This is a genomic window from Methanolobus sp. WCC5 (assembly GCF_045690325.1).
Classification (GTDB): domain Archaea; phylum Halobacteriota; class Methanosarcinia; order Methanosarcinales; family Methanosarcinaceae; genus Methanolobus.
Genome location: NZ_CP146981.1, coordinates 1,978,346 through 1,994,715 on the forward strand (window position 1 = coordinate 1,978,346; position 16,370 = coordinate 1,994,715).

General features: G+C 41.5%; 20 protein-coding genes and 1 tRNA gene. 6 read left to right on the forward strand and 15 right to left on the reverse strand.

Annotated elements, in window-relative coordinates; genetic code table 11:
- Positions 1–199: 199 nt before the first annotated feature.
- Positions 200–1,156, reverse strand: a complete 957-nt coding sequence (dusB, locus tag V7O64_RS09620; protein ID WP_407355198.1) for a tRNA dihydrouridine synthase DusB — start codon at positions 1,154–1,156, stop codon at positions 200–202.
- A 241-nt stretch (positions 1,157–1,397) separates the two neighbouring features.
- On the opposite strand from dusB, the gene V7O64_RS09625 reads away from it, so the two are divergent.
- From V7O64_RS09625 to V7O64_RS09635, 3 genes are read left to right on the forward strand one after another with little or no spacing between them, the layout of a single operon-like run.
- Positions 1,398–1,943 (forward strand): AAA family ATPase, encoded by a 546-nt coding sequence (locus tag V7O64_RS09625; protein ID WP_407355199.1) that lies wholly within the window; start codon positions 1,398–1,400, stop codon positions 1,941–1,943.
- Positions 1,944–1,952: 9 nt separating this feature from the next.
- Positions 1,953–2,405: an RNA-binding domain-containing protein gene (locus V7O64_RS09630; RefSeq protein ID WP_407355200.1), complete on the forward strand. Its 453-nt coding sequence runs from the start codon at positions 1,953–1,955 to the stop codon at positions 2,403–2,405.
- A gap of 1 nt (position 2,406) precedes the next feature.
- Entirely contained in the window at positions 2,407–3,180 is a 774-nt protein-coding gene (locus tag V7O64_RS09635) for a sugar phosphate isomerase/epimerase family protein (RefSeq protein WP_407357316.1), read from the forward strand.
- Between the two features lie 534 nt (positions 3,181–3,714).
- On the opposite strand, the gene V7O64_RS09640 is transcribed toward V7O64_RS09635, so the two are convergent.
- The 3 genes from V7O64_RS09640 to V7O64_RS09650 all read right to left on the reverse strand — a co-directional run bounded on the left by V7O64_RS09640 (position 3,715) and on the right by V7O64_RS09650 (position 4,277).
- Complete coding sequence (locus tag V7O64_RS09640) at positions 3,715–3,885, reverse strand: CopG family transcriptional regulator (RefSeq protein WP_094227595.1); 171 nt, start codon at positions 3,883–3,885, stop codon at positions 3,715–3,717.
- 105 nt (positions 3,886–3,990) lie between these two features.
- Positions 3,991–4,064, reverse strand: a tRNA-Lys gene (locus tag V7O64_RS09645).
- 81 nt (positions 4,065–4,145) lie between these two features.
- A complete protein-coding gene (locus V7O64_RS09650; protein WP_407355201.1) occupies positions 4,146–4,277 on the reverse strand; it encodes a hypothetical protein in 132 nt (43 codons plus the stop codon).
- 177 nt (positions 4,278–4,454) lie between these two features.
- Here V7O64_RS09650 and V7O64_RS09655 point away from each other — a divergent pair, with 177 nt between their 5' ends.
- Together V7O64_RS09655 and V7O64_RS09660 are read left to right on the forward strand one after the other, a co-directional pair.
- The gene (locus V7O64_RS09655; protein WP_407355202.1) at positions 4,455–5,000 is read left to right on the forward strand and encodes a PadR family transcriptional regulator; all 546 of its coding nucleotides are present in this window, start codon (positions 4,455–4,457) and stop codon (positions 4,998–5,000) included.
- The gene (locus tag V7O64_RS09660; RefSeq protein WP_407355203.1) at positions 4,994–5,470 is read left to right on the forward strand and encodes a TrmO family methyltransferase; all 477 of its coding nucleotides are present in this window, start codon (positions 4,994–4,996) and stop codon (positions 5,468–5,470) included. The genes V7O64_RS09655 and V7O64_RS09660 overlap by 7 nt, the downstream gene beginning before the upstream one ends.
- Positions 5,471–5,590: 120 nt before the next feature.
- On the opposite strand, the gene V7O64_RS09665 is transcribed toward V7O64_RS09660, so the two are convergent.
- Genes V7O64_RS09665 through V7O64_RS09705 form a run of 9 tightly spaced genes read right to left on the reverse strand, consistent with a single transcriptional unit; the run spans position 5,591 to position 12,381 of the window.
- Complete coding sequence (locus V7O64_RS09665) at positions 5,591–5,845, reverse strand: hypothetical protein (protein WP_407355204.1); 255 nt, start codon at positions 5,843–5,845, stop codon at positions 5,591–5,593.
- Complete coding sequence (locus V7O64_RS09670) at positions 5,842–6,003, reverse strand: hypothetical protein (RefSeq protein WP_407355205.1); 162 nt, start codon at positions 6,001–6,003, stop codon at positions 5,842–5,844. The genes V7O64_RS09665 and V7O64_RS09670 overlap by 4 nt, the downstream gene beginning before the upstream one ends.
- A gap of 10 nt (positions 6,004–6,013) precedes the next feature.
- Positions 6,014–7,087, reverse strand: a complete 1,074-nt coding sequence (locus tag V7O64_RS09675) for a hypothetical protein (RefSeq protein WP_407355206.1) — start codon at positions 7,085–7,087, stop codon at positions 6,014–6,016.
- Positions 7,084–7,245 carry a hypothetical protein gene (locus tag V7O64_RS09680; protein ID WP_407355207.1) on the reverse strand — a complete coding sequence of 54 codons (162 nt, stop codon included), beginning with the start codon at positions 7,243–7,245 and terminating at the stop codon, positions 7,084–7,086. Before V7O64_RS09680 ends, V7O64_RS09675 begins: the two co-directional genes overlap by 4 nt.
- Positions 7,246–7,255: 10 nt before the next feature.
- Positions 7,256–8,320 (reverse strand): hypothetical protein, encoded by a 1,065-nt coding sequence (locus V7O64_RS09685; RefSeq protein ID WP_407355208.1) that lies wholly within the window; start codon positions 8,318–8,320, stop codon positions 7,256–7,258.
- A gap of 19 nt (positions 8,321–8,339) precedes the next feature.
- On the reverse strand, positions 8,340–9,368 hold the full coding sequence (locus tag V7O64_RS09690) for a hypothetical protein (RefSeq protein WP_407355209.1): 1,029 nt from the start codon (positions 9,366–9,368) through the stop codon (positions 8,340–8,342).
- A gap of 46 nt (positions 9,369–9,414) precedes the next feature.
- The gene (locus V7O64_RS09695; RefSeq protein WP_407355210.1) at positions 9,415–10,377 is read right to left on the reverse strand and encodes a hypothetical protein; all 963 of its coding nucleotides are present in this window, start codon (positions 10,375–10,377) and stop codon (positions 9,415–9,417) included.
- 2 nt (positions 10,378–10,379) lie between these two features.
- Positions 10,380–11,555 (reverse strand): twin-arginine translocation signal domain-containing protein, encoded by a 1,176-nt coding sequence (locus V7O64_RS09700; RefSeq protein WP_407355211.1) that lies wholly within the window; start codon positions 11,553–11,555, stop codon positions 10,380–10,382.
- Complete coding sequence (locus V7O64_RS09705) at positions 11,548–12,381, reverse strand: radical SAM protein (protein WP_407355212.1); 834 nt, start codon at positions 12,379–12,381, stop codon at positions 11,548–11,550. Before V7O64_RS09705 ends, V7O64_RS09700 begins: the two co-directional genes overlap by 8 nt.
- 259 nt (positions 12,382–12,640) lie before the next feature.
- On the opposite strand from V7O64_RS09705, the gene V7O64_RS09710 reads away from it, so the two are divergent.
- The gene (locus V7O64_RS09710; RefSeq protein ID WP_407355213.1) at positions 12,641–12,907 is read left to right on the forward strand and encodes a twin-arginine translocase TatA/TatE family subunit; all 267 of its coding nucleotides are present in this window, start codon (positions 12,641–12,643) and stop codon (positions 12,905–12,907) included.
- Positions 12,908–13,047: 140 nt separating this feature from the next.
- On the opposite strand, the gene V7O64_RS09715 is transcribed toward V7O64_RS09710, so the two are convergent.
- Complete coding sequence (locus V7O64_RS09715) at positions 13,048–14,925, reverse strand: ATP-binding protein (protein ID WP_407355214.1); 1,878 nt, start codon at positions 14,923–14,925, stop codon at positions 13,048–13,050.
- Positions 14,922–16,199, reverse strand: a complete 1,278-nt coding sequence (locus V7O64_RS09720; protein ID WP_407355215.1) for a DNA double-strand break repair nuclease NurA — start codon at positions 16,197–16,199, stop codon at positions 14,922–14,924. The genes V7O64_RS09715 and V7O64_RS09720 overlap by 4 nt, the downstream gene beginning before the upstream one ends.
- Positions 16,200–16,370 lie beyond the last annotated feature (171 nt).

Sequence of the window (16,370 nt, forward strand, 5' to 3'; positions counted from 1 at the left end):
AGCGTAACATTGCCAGGTGTTGTGTCGAATATCGATGTTTCAAACGCCTCATATTTTCGTCAACTGACGTTAAATGCAATGTTTAATTGTGTAGAATCGATTAATTACTATTTAGTCTTTCGGTAATTTACACCGTTAATTACTTATAATACGATAATTGCCGCATTATATTAATAATGTCATCTTTTACAAACACGCATCATGGGCAATCTTCACACATTTTCTCCAAATTACTTATAATTTCTTTCATACTTCTTGACACTGCAATATTTCTTCTTATATGCCTGCCATTTCTCATTCCCCGGGTGAACCATTGTGCTTGCGCCTTTATGTTCACTGTATCCACAAGTTCATGCTTTTCCAGAAGATCAAAGTAATACCTGAGGTCTGCGACTCTCCGGGCACATTTATCATGTTTGAACATTTCCCCGGTTCCCAGATAATGTGATATCCTTTTGAAAAGGAAAGGATTTCCCATTGCAGCCCTTCCGATCATTATTCCGTCACATCCGGTGTATTCAAGTGTCTGTTCTGCCGATATCTCATCCACGATATCACCATTGGCGATAACCGGAATAGTTAGTTCCTGCTTGATCTTCCTTGCATATTCATGGCTGGCTTTTCCTGAATACTGTTGCTGCCTTGTCCTGCCATGAACCGTTATTGCGCTGGCTCCTGCCCCTTCTATCAGCCTGGCTATTTCCAGTGTCTTTTCCATATCCTTAAGGATACGTATCTTGGCGGTAACCGGTGTATTGAGATTTTCCACCAGCTCTTCTACTATTTCTTTGATAGTACCTGGGTAGTTCAGGAGAGCTGATCCACAGCCGTCCTTTGTCAGCAATCTTGCAGGACATCCGAAGTTAACATCAATTATCTCAGGCCGGTACATCTCTTCGATTCTCAGGGCTGCCTCTCGCATAACATGAGGGGAGTTGCCGAATATCTGTATTCCCATAGGTCTCTCAGCCTCAGCTCTGAGACCCCTGTTGATGGTTTTCTCATTCTCGTAAATGACAGCATCCGAACTTATCATTTCCGAATATGTAAGGGCGGCACCATATTCCCTGCACATGAGGCGAAACGGCAGGTTGGTCACATTGGACATGGGGGCCAGCAGGATGTTACCGGGGATATCAATGTCTGCTATTTTCATGATCATCAATGATGCTGGGGCCATAAAGATGCAGGTTTTTGCAATCTGTTACCCTACAGCTTTGTAAAATATGGTTCAGAATTGTTCTATCGAAGGGTATACTAATATATAAGCAGAATGTATGGAAAATCAAATATAATCCTGATTATGACAATTTGTTTTATAATACTTGTTTTATAACAGTTTGTATTATGACAATGGGTTCATTGATCGATTTTGAAAAAAAATAACAGGTTCATCCATGACTAAGATCTTAGCTTTTGTTGGAATGCCGGCCTCGGGCAAATCAGAGGCAGCGTCTGTCCTGCGCCGTAAAGGTATTACTGTTATCAATATGGGAGATGTCATCAGGGAAGAGGTCGTTCGCAGGGGACTGGAACCCACCGATGCCAACACAGGAGGTATTGGTACCGAACTGCGTGAAAAGGAAGGCAGTGATGCAGTTGCAAAAAGATGTATCCCCAAGATCAAAGCCACAAACGAGGATTTCATCGGTATCGATGGTGTGCGCAGTGTTTACGAGGTGGAACGATTCAAAGATGCATTCGGTTCTGACTTTACCCTGGTGTCTGTAGATTCGCCGCTTGAGCTGAGGTTTGAGCGTGTACTCTCCCGCAAAAGAAGTGATGATATGCAGGACATCAGTGCCCTGAAGATAAGGGATGAGCGCGAGCTTGGCTGGGGTATGGGCGAGGCTATGAAGATAGCGGACATCGTAGTTGAGAACAATGGTTCCCTTGAGCAGTTCAGGGAAAAGATAACTGCATTGATGGTTCATCAACAGTGATATCAAGGAATGAGTATCATGATACAGGTCCAGGTTTACGCTGATGTTAATCCCACAGAGAGCAGGGATAAGGTTTACTCCGCCCTGAGCCAGCTCTTCCCTGAGATTGACTTTGGCTTTGAAGAATTGTCTGAACAACGGGGAAGATTCTCAGGTGAGGGTGACATTCACGCTCTCAGATATATCCATTATCTTATCAGGGAAGAGGAGATCATCGATACATCCCGGACCCGCCTCAATGTAGGTTTATCGGATGACGGTCTGTCAACTTCTTTCATCATCAACAAGCAGGTAGCCACCGTTGGCCGCCTGAACTATCCTGCACAGGAGGAGCCTTTGGGCTCTGTCAATATAAGCATCCGGGCTGATTCCAGCAACGAGCTCACAAGATGTTTCGACTGGCTCACCCCGCCGACAGAGAACGGTATACCAGATTTTGAAATGGATATAAGGGATGTCTGAAATGCATGTCCGAAATCTGAGCTTTTCATCACGTACAGCCGTTGAAGATCCTTTTAACTGGGCATGGGATCTTGAAGATATCGGATATACCGGCTGGGAGATGGTCCAGGAAGGCTCACAATGCCTTAATGATGATAACCTCCCGCAGGTCCGGGACATACTTGAAACCACCGATCTTACCCTTACGATACACCTGCCGTTCTCGGATATGAACCTTGCAGGTCTCAATCCCGGTATACATGATGAAGTGATGCGTCAGATGCGGTATTACCTGGACCTGGTCTCAGGTATTGCAGAGCTGGCAGTGCTGCACCCGGGGTACCTTTCACCTTACGGTGGCCAGGTACCTGATAAAGCCTGGGAGATAAATATCAGGTCCATCCAGCAGCTCTGCGATTTTGCAGCAGACAGGGGCATTCTCATTGCTGTTGAGAACATGCCCGATATCCCCAAGATATTCGGCAGGAAACCCGGTGAGATGATCGATATGCTCAACCAGGTGGACAGGGATAACGCGTACATGACACTGGATGTGGGACATGCCAACACCATGGGACTTCTGGATGAGTTCGTGGAGAAATGTTTCGATAAGATAAGGCACATACATATCCATGACAACCACGGTACCCATGATGAGCACCTGCCTCTGGGACAGGGTAACATCGACTGGAAGAAGCTCATGGAAAGTCTTTCAGCTTACAAAGGCAGGCTTGTTACTGAGATGGGCAGTCTTGAAGAGGGCCGGCAGTGCATTGAGTATTTAAAGAAGCTCTAGTTTTTGGACTCTGTAGAAATCCTATTTATCAACGAGTTTTGAATCATAACCGCAGACAAACACAGATATACGCAGATAACAGTTATTTACATCTGTGTGTATCTGCGTGCATCTGTGGTTTATAGCAAAGCAGAGGTATTTTAAAGAGCCGGTTTTTGAGTGCAAAAAAGTGTGGGCAGATAGAGAAATCCTATTTATCAGCGAGTTTTGAATCATAACCGCAGACAAATACAGATACATGCAGATAACAGTTATTTACATCTGTGTGTATCTGCGTGCATCTGTGGTTTATAGCAAAGCAGAGGTATTTTAAAGAGCCGGTTTTTGAGTGCAAAAAAGTGTGGGCAGATAGAGAAATCCTATTTATCAGCGAGTTTTGAATCATAACCGCAGATAAACGCAGATATACGCAGATAACAGTTATTTACATCTGCGTGCATCTGTGGTTTATAGCAAAGCAGAGGTATTTTAAAGAGCTGGTTTTTGAGTGCAAAAAAGTGTGGGCAGATAGACTTATCTCCATATTTTCTTTTCTTATTCTTCCAGCCTGCCATGCCTGCGGTCTATATCATCCATCTGGTCCAGCAGTTTGCGGATCGCCGCTCTTATGGCATCAGCCTGTGTAATGAATTTCTTGTTGTCTCCGACATGACTGTTAAGGTCATCAAGAAGTTCCTGGGGAATGTCAACACTTACTTTTGGCATGTTTCCACCTTTTTTGGGATAAAGGATGAAGACAGATTGAACTGATAGGATTTAACCTTTTAGAGAAAACAAGATTAAAAGAAGATTAAAAAAGATTGTATGATGCGAGCCGGAAGGGAGTTGAACCCCTGGCCTACGGATTAAGAGTCCGTCGCTCTGCCTGGCTAAGCTACCGGCCCGCGTTGTCATGCTCAATTGAGCGAGACACCCATACGTATTGGGGTCTTATATACGTTTCGGTTAAAGGCGTTTGAAGGAACTCAAACGTGCCTCACCACGCATTTCAACTGCCCGATTATCGCCACCATATCACAATTATCGGGGCTCTGCACTATTATCTGCCCTTTCTTCAGGTATGTAGTCCGCTTCCCGAAATCTTTCTTGACCTTCATGGCACCGATTGCAGTTGTTGCTGAAGTTGAGGATGATGCGCTGGTTGATCTGTTTTTCCTGTCCTGGGGTGCACCATTTGTGAGGATGGGAGATTCGTCTTGTTTTGTTTCTTAATCCTAAAAGAAGGATATTATTACGAAACATTTATCTATATTGTACTATTACTATATTGTATTATGACAATATCTTCCAAAGAAGTAGCATTATTGGGACTGGTTTATGAAAAACCCAAGCATGCTTATGAAATTGAAAATGATATCAAGGAAAGAGATATGCGATACTGGACGGATATTTCCATGTCCTCTGTGTATAAACTCCTGAATAAGTTAGAAAAGAACGGATTACTGGAAAGTGAAATAAGACTTTCTGAAAATAACATCTCACAAAAAATCTATAAAATCACACCACAAGGGAAATATGTTTTAAAAGATGGGGTAAGAGAACTGGTTTCTGCCTGGCAACCTTCAAAATACCCTGTAGATGTTGCTTTATCCAACCTGACTTTACTAAATAAAACGGATGCTGTTCAGAGTTTAAATAGTTATTCGAAGTCTCTTGATGAAATGATAGAATATTACAAAGCATTGGAAAAGAGCTTGCAAGACCATGCTTGTGATCTTTCTTACGTTCAGCTGGCAACCAGGAGGATCTGTTTATTGAGAGCTGAAAAAGAGTGGATCACTAATTTTATAGTTAAGTTACAGGAAGTGAAAGAATGGTAAACGAAATAAGACTTAATGAGATCGGGAAGGTACATTCTGAAAATGGGTTATTTTTTATCGAGCTGGATAAGAAATACAGATCAGGTTTAACCAATCTTGAAGGTTTCAGTCATTTACAGATTGTCTGGTGGGGAAACCTGTCTGCTGATGACGAGAGAAGTCAGATGCTGGTGAATGAGAAACCGTATAAAAAAGGACCTGAAAAGATAGGTGTGTTCGCGACCCGTTCGGAATACAGGCCAAATCCGGTCCTGATCACAACTATTTATGTCCGGGAAATTGATTTCGGTAAGGGTAGAATTTACACGCCTTACATCGACTCTGCAGAAGGAACACCTGTCTTGGATATTAAGCCATATCATTTATGTGAGCGCGTAAGAGAATGTACTGTCCCTGAATGGTGTAAGCATTGGCCTGAATGGTATGAGGATGCAGCATATTTTGATTGGGAGCATGAGTTTAATTTTTGAGAGATTGAAAAAAAATCCCTTGTTATCATTTTTTAAACGTTTTCCGACAAAAAGGAAAAGGTCTCATTAACAAAGATATTTCTGATATGAGCAAGATATTTTCTATCTGAAATAATCGATTCAACCTTCTCCATAGACTCTAAAACTGGTGTTCTCAATTAGAAGATGTGGTAAAACCTGATCCTGAGTGAAGATTCTTTCGGATTCGGCTTGCAGGCTCTGTATGCACTCCATCTGTTGCTTTGTTTCATTTGCAATACGTGCGTTCTCTCTTGCAATGTCTTGCTCATGGGCCTCATTTGCAAAGAAAGTGCCAGCTAATAGAAGCAGTATCAGTACAAAGATAAAAAGAAATGACATTCTTTTCATATTCAATAATACTCCCACACCATGCCTTTCCCGCGTTCATAGAACATTTCATCAACAATAATCGGATAGTACTCGCTATCCATATCATACATACTGTATATAAAAAATCCAAAAAGGAGCAATACCAAAGCTCCTGCAATCATGCCTGATCTTTTTAGTTTCATGCTTATCATCCTATGCCCTACTTCTGTTTTCCAACCACTCTCCTTTTTTAACAATCGTAGTTGAGAGCGGATAGAAACCTCCGAAGCCGTTTGTTGGCCATACTCCAAGTTCCATCATCTCCTCTTCTGACATATCATTTGTATTCGGAGGCGTCTCTATGATAAATCTCCATCCGTACAGCTCTTCAGGTCCGCCAGTGTTACTCCATCCGTCAGCTGTCATATCGATATCAAAAACAATAGTCTGGTTGTTGCCAGCTACAACAAACCATTTGTAAAGGTAGTCCAGAGGGTACTTGATCTTTGCTGGCAAAGATATTGTCAAAGACTCTGTTTCCCTCCCTCTCTCGTCTTTCCAATACCTTGATGAAATGCTAGCATTATCAGACAGAACCTCTACATTTTTTCCGGTACTGTCATACGATAGGTAGAAGCTTTCAGCACTATTAACTTTTCTAATTTTCAGTTGATACTCCATTGCAGGTCTTCGAGTGGAACTGGAAGAAGTACCAATGTTCTGATTTCCCTCTATCCTGTAATCATACACCAATCCGTCATAATGATGAGCACCCGGCCAGACATTTATTGTCATTGAAGATTCAAAAGAGGCTCCTTCCTCTTCTTTATAGACATTGTCTTTAAGTATCAGTAGATTGGAACTTTGATTAAAATAGGCGAAGTTCTCATCATCCCCATTGGTAACATTCTTATTGTCCAGATTCATGTAGAATCTGTAAACAGTCCCGTTGACAATTCTGGGTTCTCTTGCATACTTGAATTTTTGAAGATGGAATCCAGTGATGTAAATATACTCTACAAGGCTCTCATTGTGGATTATCTCATAAGCTTTAAAACTGGTATTTTCACTCAGTAAGTCCTGCACATTCTGATCCTGCGCAAATATCTTTTCGGATTCCGCTTGCAGGCTTTGTATGTACTCCATTTGTTCTCTGGTTTCATTTGCAATGCGTGCATTCTCTTCTGCAATGTCTTGTTCCAGAGCCTCAATTGCAAAGAAAGTGCCAGCTAATAGAAGCAGTGTTATTACAAAGATAAAAAGAAATGACATTTTTTTCATATTCAATAATACTCCCACTTCAGGCCTTTTCCAAGTTCATAGGACATTTCATCCACAACAATTGGATAATACTCGCTATCCATATCATACATACTGTATATAAAAAATCCAAACAGGAGCAATACCAAAGCTCCTGCAATCATGCCTGATCTTTTTAGTTTCATGCTTATCATCCTATGCCCTACTTCTGTTTTCCAACCACTCTCCTTTTTTAACAATCGTAGTTGAGAGCGGATAGAAACCTCCGAAGCCGTTTGTTGGCCATACCCCAAGTTCAATCATCTCTTCTTCTGACATATCATTAGTATTCGGAGGTGTCTCTATGATGAATCTCCATCCGTACAATTCCTTAGGTTCGGCATTGTTACTCCATCCGTCAGCTGTCATATCGATATCAAAAACGATTGTCTGGTTAGTGCCACTTCCGACATTCCATCTATAATACCAGTCGATAGGATAGCTAACTTTTCCCGGCAAGGACATTGTCAGAGTATTTACTTCCTTTTTTCTCTCATCTTCCCAATGTTTAGCTGAAAGGCTATTGTTATCAGATAGGATGCGTACATTGTCTCCGGTATCAAGCGGAAGGTATATACTATCTGTATCATCCATTTTTTTGATTTGTAGTTGATACTCCATTGCAGGTCTTTTAGTTGAACTGGAAGAAGTATCAATGTTCTGATATCCCTCTATCTTGTAATCATACACCAATCCGTCATAATGGTGAGCACCCGGCCAGACATTTATTGTCATTGACGATTCAAAAGAGGCTCCTTCCTCTTCTTTATAGACATTGTCTTTAAGTATCAGTAGATTGGAACTTTGATTAAAATAGGCGAAGTTCTCATCATCTCCATTGGTAACATTCTTATTGTCCAGATCGATGTGGAATCTGTAAACAGTCCCGTTGACAATTCTGGGTTCTCTTGCATACTTGAATTTTTGAAGATGGAATCCAATGATATAAATATACTCTACAAGGCTCTCATTGTGGATTATCTCATAAGCTCTATAACTGGTGTTTTCACTTAGTAAGTCCTGCACATCCTGATCCTGCGCAAATATGCTTTCGGATTCCGCTTGCAGGCTCTGTATGTACTCCATCTGTTCCTTGGTTTCATTTGCAGTACGTGCGTTCTCTGCTAGGATACCCTGCTCATGTGCTTCATTTATAACATAAATGCCCGCTAGCAGGAGAAGTACCAGTGAAAAGATAAAAAGGAATGACCTTTTTTTCATAGTAAATCATAGCCCCACTTCATGCATTTTCCAGCCATTCTCCTTTTCTAACGATCGTAGTTGAGAGTGGATAGAAATTCCCGAAACCTGTTGTTGGCCATACTCCAAGTTCTGCCATTTCCTCTTCTGACATATCATCTGTATTCGGAGGCGTCTCTATGATGAATCTCCATCCGTACAACTCTTCAGGTCCGTCAGTGTTACTCCATCCGTCAGCTGTCATATCAATATCAAAAACAATAGTCTGGTTAGTACCACTTCTGACCTCCCATGTATAATACCAGTCGATAGGATAGTCAGCTTTTGAAGGCAAGGACATTGTCAGAGTGTTTACTTCCCTTTTTCTCTCATCTTTCCAATACTTTGATGAAACGCTAGCATTGTCAGACATAATCTCTACATTTCTTCCGGTACTGTCATATGTCAGGTACATATTGTCAGTATCAGTCATCTTTTTGATTTCCAGTTGATACTTCATTGCAGGTATTTTTGTAGAATCTGAAACACGATTGATGCTCTGATGTCCCTCTACCCTGAATGGGTATAACCAGCGATTACTATATGGCAAGCAAGTTCCAGACCAGACATTTGTTGTCATAGACGAGTCAAAAAATACTCCTTTCTCTTCCTTATGCACATTATTTTTAAGTCTCAGTAACCTGTAACTTTGATTAAAATAGGCGAAGTTCGCATCATCTTCATTAGTGACACTCTTATTGTCCAGATCGATGTAGAATATGTAAACAGTCCCGTTAACAATTCTGGGTTCTCTTGAGTACTTTATTTTTTGAAGATGAAACCCAATAATGTAGATATACTCTACAAGGCTCTCATTATGGATTATCTCATAGACTCTGAAACTGGTGTTTTCATCCAGAAGATTTTGTACATCCTGATCCTGAGTGAAGATTCTCTCAGATTCCGCTCGCAGGATTTGTATGTACTCCATCTGTTGTTTTGTTTCATTTGCAATGAGTGCATTTTCTCTTGCAATGGTCTGTTCTTGTGCTTCATTTGTATAATGGACGCCTGCTAGGAGGAGAAGCATCAGTGCAAAAAAATAAGTAAGGAGTTTCATTTTGTTGGCGCCTATGTCAAATGTCATCTGATGTTTTGTGCCTTATAGGTTCAATTTTACTTGTAAAATTACTTGATTCTAACTTGACTTCAAGGTTAGTTAATATATATACTGACTCTTCTTCTCTTACAAAGCCCTTAATTTTTTCAAAAGAAACTCCAAATTCAGAAGCTTGCTTCTCTATATCGTGAATAGAAAGTTCTACAAATCCATATCTATCTTTTTCTTCAGGTGTCATGCGATCACGAGGAGGAGGAGTTGGAATACCCCATGTACTACTATTTATAAGATGAACTACCTGCGCCGGTGATGGTGGATTAAGAAATTCATAAGCACCAAAGTCGTATTCCAAGGTAAATGTAACATAATCATTGCTATTAGCTCTTATTTCCCAACAATACCAGCAACTGCTTTCTGGAGAGAAAGAGCCATTAACTGGATACTCAGGGTATTCATACTCTGCCATTAGTCTCTCTGCCTCATTAATTGTATCATCAGGTTCTCCACATAGTGCACTTATCACTTGTACTGCAGTCAGTCCAAAGGCTACATACGCATTCATTTTACTTAATCCAGCTGAAACAAGAACTAGTAGAGCATCATACACAGGACTATAATCAGGATGGTCCCCTTCATGTGGAAATGCACCAAAGTTACTTGCAGTACTATCTTGGGAGAACCGGAATGCGGGATCCCCACTTTCTACTTTTTCAAGATTTATGGTGCTGCAGTATGATCCCCAACCCGCTACGTAGGGGGGCATTTCTGGTTTTAATCGTACCTTTCCAAGAGAGTTAAGCCTGCATTGATACAACCAGTTTTGAGTTAGAGGAAGCCATATGGCATAAGATACTTCAACTTCAAGAGCTGCAATAACTTCAATGCAATCTCCATATGTTGATCCAAGGGTGTCTAGCATCCTTGGCGCATCGCTCCATTCTCCCCAATCGTTCCAGTTTCCCCAACTAATCCATCCCATATTTATACCTCCATATATCCTTCTTGAATCAGATGCTGTGGTAAAACCCATCCGTTGCAAAATATTATGTTATTTTCTGTAGTGATTGTATCCAGATTCATGAATTCATGCTTGATCCAGTATTTATTGTTAAAAGCTTCATAACGGCAGCCATCTTTTCCCAAAGAAGTGCCAACATTTGCTGTTCTTACAAGAGAGAAAATTTCATCTTTGTCCGTCGATGCTGATGCCTTTGGGAATCTAACCAAATTGTCAATGTATACTGATGGTTTGTAACAGATAACTGGCTTGTCCGGTCTGAAAGAAAATTTCATCTCGTCGTTGTTACAATCACCGATTATTGCGAAATCATAGTCTTCTTCTTTGTAGGCATTGTAGAATCCGGGATAGTCATAATCGTACCATTTCAAATTCGGGTACATATTGCAGAACTCAGCAGGAATTGCTCCGACAGCTATGACCTTTTTGTCACTTTTTGAAAGCACCATCTTTGGTTCAACTTCGTCATAGACAAAATCATCAATATTGTGGATCATAAAATTGGAATCTACAGAAGCGCAATTCATTTTCTCGGGTGATTTGGTTATGACGGGTTTTACGTTTCTGTTCCTAACGACATCCAAAAAAGGAAGATTTTTATATTTTTTAGCAAGATTCCCATCCCAGTCACCACTCATATCATAAGGCATTAGTTCATTTATATTATCAAATAAACTGATCCTTGCAGCTGATATCGGAAATACGTAAGCTGAACTGACTTCCAGAATGAATATATCATATCCGTACGGCAGCCACTTTTCAAGTGTTTCTTTACTTCTTGTGGCTTCAATTGGGATGCTGAAATGATCATGCGTGTACTTAAGATATTTTCCTGTATCCTGGTAGCCTTTGGTAATAGATTGCAGACATGCAACCTTCAGTCCCTGCAATTCAAAATAATTTTTCATGGATATTGCAGTGGTTGTTTTTCCGGCGTTGGGGATTGATGCCAAAACATAAATCCTGCTTTTGGTGGTTCCGGTTTTTGCAGGACCCAGAGCATCTGCGATGTTTGCTTTATATGTTCCCATGCATGCGGCAGCCCCTGCAGCGCCGACTGCTTTCAGGAACGTACGTCTGTTCATCTTTAAACAATCCGGATCTTCTTCACAGGCCTTTAGATCTTGGTTTTTATTCATAGACTAAACTCCTACAGCATGTTTCAAATTTGTCCCTTGGTTTTACATTTTTGATATTGTCCCAAAAAAGAACATCATTGATTTTTTGAGGGTACTTCCCGATCACCTGTTGGTTCCGGGAACAGTCCCAGTAAGTACCGTCAGTCAGAACAGAAATTCCGAGTATTCCAGCACAACATCCTTTTTCAATGCAGACATTTGGATGGTAAATTCCTTCCTTCTCCGCTCTTTTTGCTGCATACTCTCTTATATCCAACCATTCTTTGAATGTGATTGGTTGTAAGAAGTCGTAGTTGAGAGGCTGGTAAATGTTGCAGTTTAGTGTTGACGCCCCGGTCTCGATACAGAGATCGATAACATGGTCGATACAATGCTTATTCAGTTGATTAATCGTAAATCCAATTCCATGTTTGATTCCATATTCATCTAACAATTTCAAAGCTTTTACAGCGTCTTTGTAATTGTCATTGCCACGGATCGAATTATGAATTTCTTCGTTTCCGTCAATGCTTACCTGGATTCCATCGTTCTTTTTGAATGAGGTTATGTATTTCGGAACTAGAATTCCGTTTGTGCTTAAACAAACAAAGCCATTGAGATCTCTTACAATATCGCAAACTTTTTCAAACTCAGGGTGGAGTAAGGGGTCTCCACCGCTAAGAATTATGTTGTTAGATGGCAATGGGAAGTTACTTTGCAAGAAATCTGTGCAGATATATTCTATCATACTCACTGGCATGTAGTTTTCTTCTTTTTTCAAATAGCAATGCTTGCAATCTAACTGACAGAAATCTACAATATGAATGTCTAAAAAATTGTGTGGCATTATCAATTTCCTTTTTTAAAACATATATTTCAAGACCATATATAAATGTTTCTAAAAAACTTATTTATGTTATCAATAATTCATATTTAAATAAGTATTTTGAATAATAAATCTGTTCTCTGTAGGATGTACAACTAAGACTTTGTTGGTTTGTCTACAATTCGTAAAAATATTAGTGTTATTTAAAAAAACAGTACTAATGGCACAGATATCATAACCTGACTAATAACAATATACATTTTGTAGGAGTGTTAGATTAATGATTGGTGGTTTTGGACCGACTGAATTTTTAGTTATATTTGCAGCGATATTTTTGTTATTTGGTGCAAGCAAATTACCGGAACTTGCAAACTCAATGGGGAAATCTATGGGTGAATTTAGAAAAGCTCAACGTGAATCTGAGCTTTCACTAAAAGACTATGAAAAATCTTTAGAACACATCCGTGAAGAAGAGAAAAAGCTAATGGCTGATTTAAAGTTAGAACCAATTGAAGTTGAGACAAAAGAAAAGCACATGACACACTAGTGGATCAGTTTACTCTTTTAGCGTTATGAACTTTTTTTTAGCAATGATAATTCAAAAATTATAAATTAACCTTGACACCTATGCCAAGGTTATATGTTCATTTGCATTGCTTTTATTTGTTAGCATAAATGATTCCCCTATCATACATGCCTCACAACACATTTGGAAAGTCCCATGATCTCCACCATATCACTATTATCCGGGCTCTGGATTATCATCTGTCCCTTCTTCAGGTATGGGATGCGCTTCTCAAATTCCTTTTTCACTTTCATGCTGTTGATGGCGGCATCATTGCTCAGATTAAGGATTATGCGGGTGTTTATCTGCTTGAAGATGGTCTCATCGATGTCCTGGGGGTCCTGGGTTATGAGGAAAAGTCCCAGTCCTTCTTTTCTGCCCTGACGTGCAGCATCCGCAAACTTTGAAATGAGGCGCCGGGAGTGTTCTCCACCTGCCTTTGCAAGATAGCGGTGAGCTTCATCCAGTCCAAGGATTATCGGAGTTTCTTTCACGGCCGCCTCACCGGACGTGTTCAGTTTGTTGTCAACGATCAGGCTCATCAAAGTGAGAGTAATGATGTCCCTTATGCGGGAGTTGGTGATGTATTCTGTTGGGAAGACGCTGACCTGCCCGGGCTTGAATATCTGTCCCAGGATCTCATTTATAGGCCTTGCCGGCTGGTCGAACACCCTTGCAAGTGAGCGGTTCTTCACCCTGCGCACGATACCGTCATAGGACGATTCATGTATCTTTCCGCTTTCCACATACATATCCCTGGTTACATCGTTATCGATAAAGTCCATGAAACCGCTGTAGGTGTGCTGCCCTCCCTTCTTGAAATAATCATCAAGCAGCAGGTCAACTCCCACATATTGCAATTCGGTCATACCCACAGGGGCAATGAGCCATGAATTGTTGCGTACCATCTCAAAAGGTATCGTGAACTCTATCTGCTCTGCCCTGGACCTGCCTGTGTAACCCTGGCCGTCAACCTTTCCAACAAAGGTCCTGGTGTTTTTGCATGCACCGAAATTGATCTTCTCAGCCTGGAATTTGAAGTCATCATTGTCTGTTATCTGAGGATTGTCCTCAAACAACTGCGAATACTCATCCTGCGGGTCCATGATAACAAGGCAGGGGTTCTTCCTCTCCTCAGAGCCACGGAGATGATAGCGATTGTCCTCACTCATGAACTGGCGCAGAATATTCTTGGTAAGGAAGGTCTTTCCGGTACCGGTGCTGCCGCAGACCAGCATGTGCCTGAAGATCAGAGGGTCACCCATAGAGTAATCATTTCTCAGGTAATATGGCACTGTAGGAGGTACTGCATGTGTTCTCACAAGTTCTCCTCCAACACTCAGATGGCCCATGAAGATACCCTCCTCCGGGATATTAAGGCCTGCCTGTATCTTCTTTTTATCCGTCACAGGCATTATGGGTGTGTTGGGGCGGGGTATCCTGTCGCTCATTCTCCTGGCAAGGCTGCCTCCTTTATCCTTTGCCTCATAGAGGATACATATAGGGTCAAGATAGGCCAGGAACTTGTAATCCACTTCATCTGTGGTATTGGACTGCAACATCCTGCGGGAATGTATCTCTGTGGCATCATCCACCGCAAACTCCTGGAGGTACTGGAGCTTCCATATCCTTGTGAAAAGGTCCTCATCACCATATGGTACAATGGCATACGTGCCAAGCCTCACTTTCTGGCGGTGGGATGTGGTAATATAGCCTGTAATTCTTGCACCGGATTCTGTTATCTCCAGCGGGTCCATACCTGTGGTGATTATACCGAAAGCCTCATCTGAAACACCGTTTGGGCCATTGCCTTTACTGCTGCCAGGAGCTGGTCTCTCATTCTGCAGTATCGATGACCCGGGCTCAAAATCCTCAAACGTGTTCTCATTACCTTGTGAAGCCAAAGCCCCTTTTTCCGTTTCATCAGCAAGCTTCCCGGTGGCCTTATCAACCTTATCACTTCTGTTCTTCACAAAGGAAAGTATATCCTCATCTCTCATACTTTTTCTTCCCACCTTGTATCGTTATAATTAGTATCTATCCTTGAATTCCTGAACCTGTCTACTATGTGGCGTCTTTCGGACACCGGGATCTTTGCGATGGAATCTGCTTTTGCCAGTGTTGCGGGTATTCCGTTCATTGCCAGGTCGTAGAGCACTTTTCTTGTCATCCGGTTCCTCAATTCCTCGTTCTTCACAAGTCCGTAGGGTGATTCTATCTTGAACATGGTGTTAAGTTTAGGCACAAATGCCATGAAAAAACACAGGGCATAATCCTCAGCATCGAAATCACCCCCTGCCAGTTCGGCCACCAGGGGTGAAGTGGACCTGAGCATCTTCTCGTAGAACTGGTTTGGTTGCATGAACCAGCCTGTATAGGTAATATATCTATCAGCTTCCCTCTTCTTCATTCCTGTCTTTTCCAGGGACAGTGCATTTCTGAAGAACTGGGCATCCACCAGCCAGGGAAGGTCAAGTCCTGGTTCCTGTTTTTTAAGTGTCAGCATTATCTGCATGTCCTCCGGGTTCTTGACAAAACCCACCAGTGGTTTCATTTTTTCTATATGATGGTCCATTATATCTATATAGTTCTGTATTATTTCAGTAATGCCGGGCTCACTCCTTATTTTCACATCATCGGAATCCACCACTGTCCAGTACATGATCCTCTTAGGATAGATGGGTCCGTCCATTATGAAGAAGCCATTCGCATCAATGCTGTCAAGCATCCATAGTATATGCTCTGACTCGCAAAGGTACATAGCCACATCATGCAGTATGTCGGTTACTTTCCTTTCGAGTGATTCCGGCTGGATGCGGATTATTTTCTTGCGGCAGTAGTTGTTATCGAATGATTCCCAGCCTTTGCTGGTATCTATATACAGTTTTTTGCTTGCGTTGTAGGTGGCCGCAACAATGGTCCTCTTGCTGTGGATATCAAGGTCTGTGGGAGTGCTTGCCATGGCACAATGGCAAATGTCCACATAAAGACCGTTATCAAATTTCTTAGCCGTGGTACTGCCACTGTCACAGGAGTAAGTCATGGGAAATGGGTCATCGGACCTTAGCATTCTCTCTATGCTTGCCTTGGCGCGCCTGACCGGTCCTATGGATTGCAGAACGATCTTTCCGTTGTATTCGAGTTTTCCGAGCCTGTCAAAGATGTATTTTACGTTCTGCCTGTCGTCACATTCATCTCTGTCATCTTTAAAACAGATATCGATACGGTCGACTATCTCATGGATCTCTTTTATGTGAACCGGCTCAAGGGTCATGTGATAGGATAGTATGTGAAAGATAATATTATTTTGTATCGCATGTCCTGTCAGACATTATCCCGGATGCAGGATACATTTGTAAAAAGTAAATTTAATTTTATTTCCTTTTATGGCAAAACGCAAATAAGTAACCAAAGAGAGTATTTCGGAAGCCAGGTTAAGTAAAGT

Bases quoted from the DNA above. Each gene is read 5' to 3' on its own strand.
- V7O64_RS09700 (WP_407355211.1), bottom strand. From the start codon at position 11,555: ATGAATAAAAACCAAGATCTAAAGGCCTGTGAAGAAGATCCGGATTGT.
- V7O64_RS09650 (WP_407355201.1), bottom strand. From the start codon at position 4,277: ATGAAGGTCAAGAAAGATTTCGGGAAGCGGACTACATACCTGAAGAAA.
- V7O64_RS09630 (WP_407355200.1), top strand. From the start codon at position 1,953: ATGAGTATCATGATACAGGTCCAGGTTTACGCTGATGTTAATCCCACA.
- V7O64_RS09625 (WP_407355199.1), top strand. From the start codon at position 1,398: ATGACTAAGATCTTAGCTTTTGTTGGAATGCCGGCCTCGGGCAAATCA.
- V7O64_RS09695 (WP_407355210.1), bottom strand. From the start codon at position 10,377: ATGGGATGGATTAGTTGGGGAAACTGGAACGATTGGGGAGAATGGAGC.
- V7O64_RS09680 (WP_407355207.1), bottom strand. From the start codon at position 7,245: ATGAAACTAAAAAGATCAGGCATGATTGCAGGAGCTTTGGTATTGCTC.
- V7O64_RS09670 (WP_407355205.1), bottom strand. From the start codon at position 6,003: ATGAAACTAAAAAGATCAGGCATGATTGCAGGAGCTTTGGTATTGCTC.
- V7O64_RS09660 (WP_407355203.1), top strand. From the start codon at position 4,994: ATGGTAAACGAAATAAGACTTAATGAGATCGGGAAGGTACATTCTGAA.
- V7O64_RS09705 (WP_407355212.1), bottom strand. From the start codon at position 12,381: ATGCCACACAATTTTTTAGACATTCATATTGTAGATTTCTGTCAGTTA.
- V7O64_RS09690 (WP_407355209.1), bottom strand. From the start codon at position 9,368: ATGCTTCTCCTCCTAGCAGGCGTCCATTATACAAATGAAGCACAAGAA.
- dusB (WP_407355198.1), bottom strand. From the start codon at position 1,156: ATGAAAATAGCAGACATTGATATCCCCGGTAACATCCTGCTGGCCCCC.
- V7O64_RS09685 (WP_407355208.1), bottom strand. From the start codon at position 8,320: ATGAAAAAAAGGTCATTCCTTTTTATCTTTTCACTGGTACTTCTCCTG.
- V7O64_RS09655 (WP_407355202.1), top strand. From the start codon at position 4,455: ATGACAATATCTTCCAAAGAAGTAGCATTATTGGGACTGGTTTATGAA.
- V7O64_RS09720 (WP_407355215.1), bottom strand. From the start codon at position 16,199: ATGACCCTTGAGCCGGTTCACATAAAAGAGATCCATGAGATAGTCGAC.
- V7O64_RS09635 (WP_407357316.1), top strand. From the start codon at position 2,407: ATGCATGTCCGAAATCTGAGCTTTTCATCACGTACAGCCGTTGAAGAT.
- V7O64_RS09710 (WP_407355213.1), top strand. From the start codon at position 12,641: ATGATTGGTGGTTTTGGACCGACTGAATTTTTAGTTATATTTGCAGCG.
- V7O64_RS09715 (WP_407355214.1), bottom strand. From the start codon at position 14,925: ATGAGAGATGAGGATATACTTTCCTTTGTGAAGAACAGAAGTGATAAG.
- V7O64_RS09640 (WP_094227595.1), bottom strand. From the start codon at position 3,885: ATGCCAAAAGTAAGTGTTGACATTCCCCAGGAACTTCTTGATGACCTT.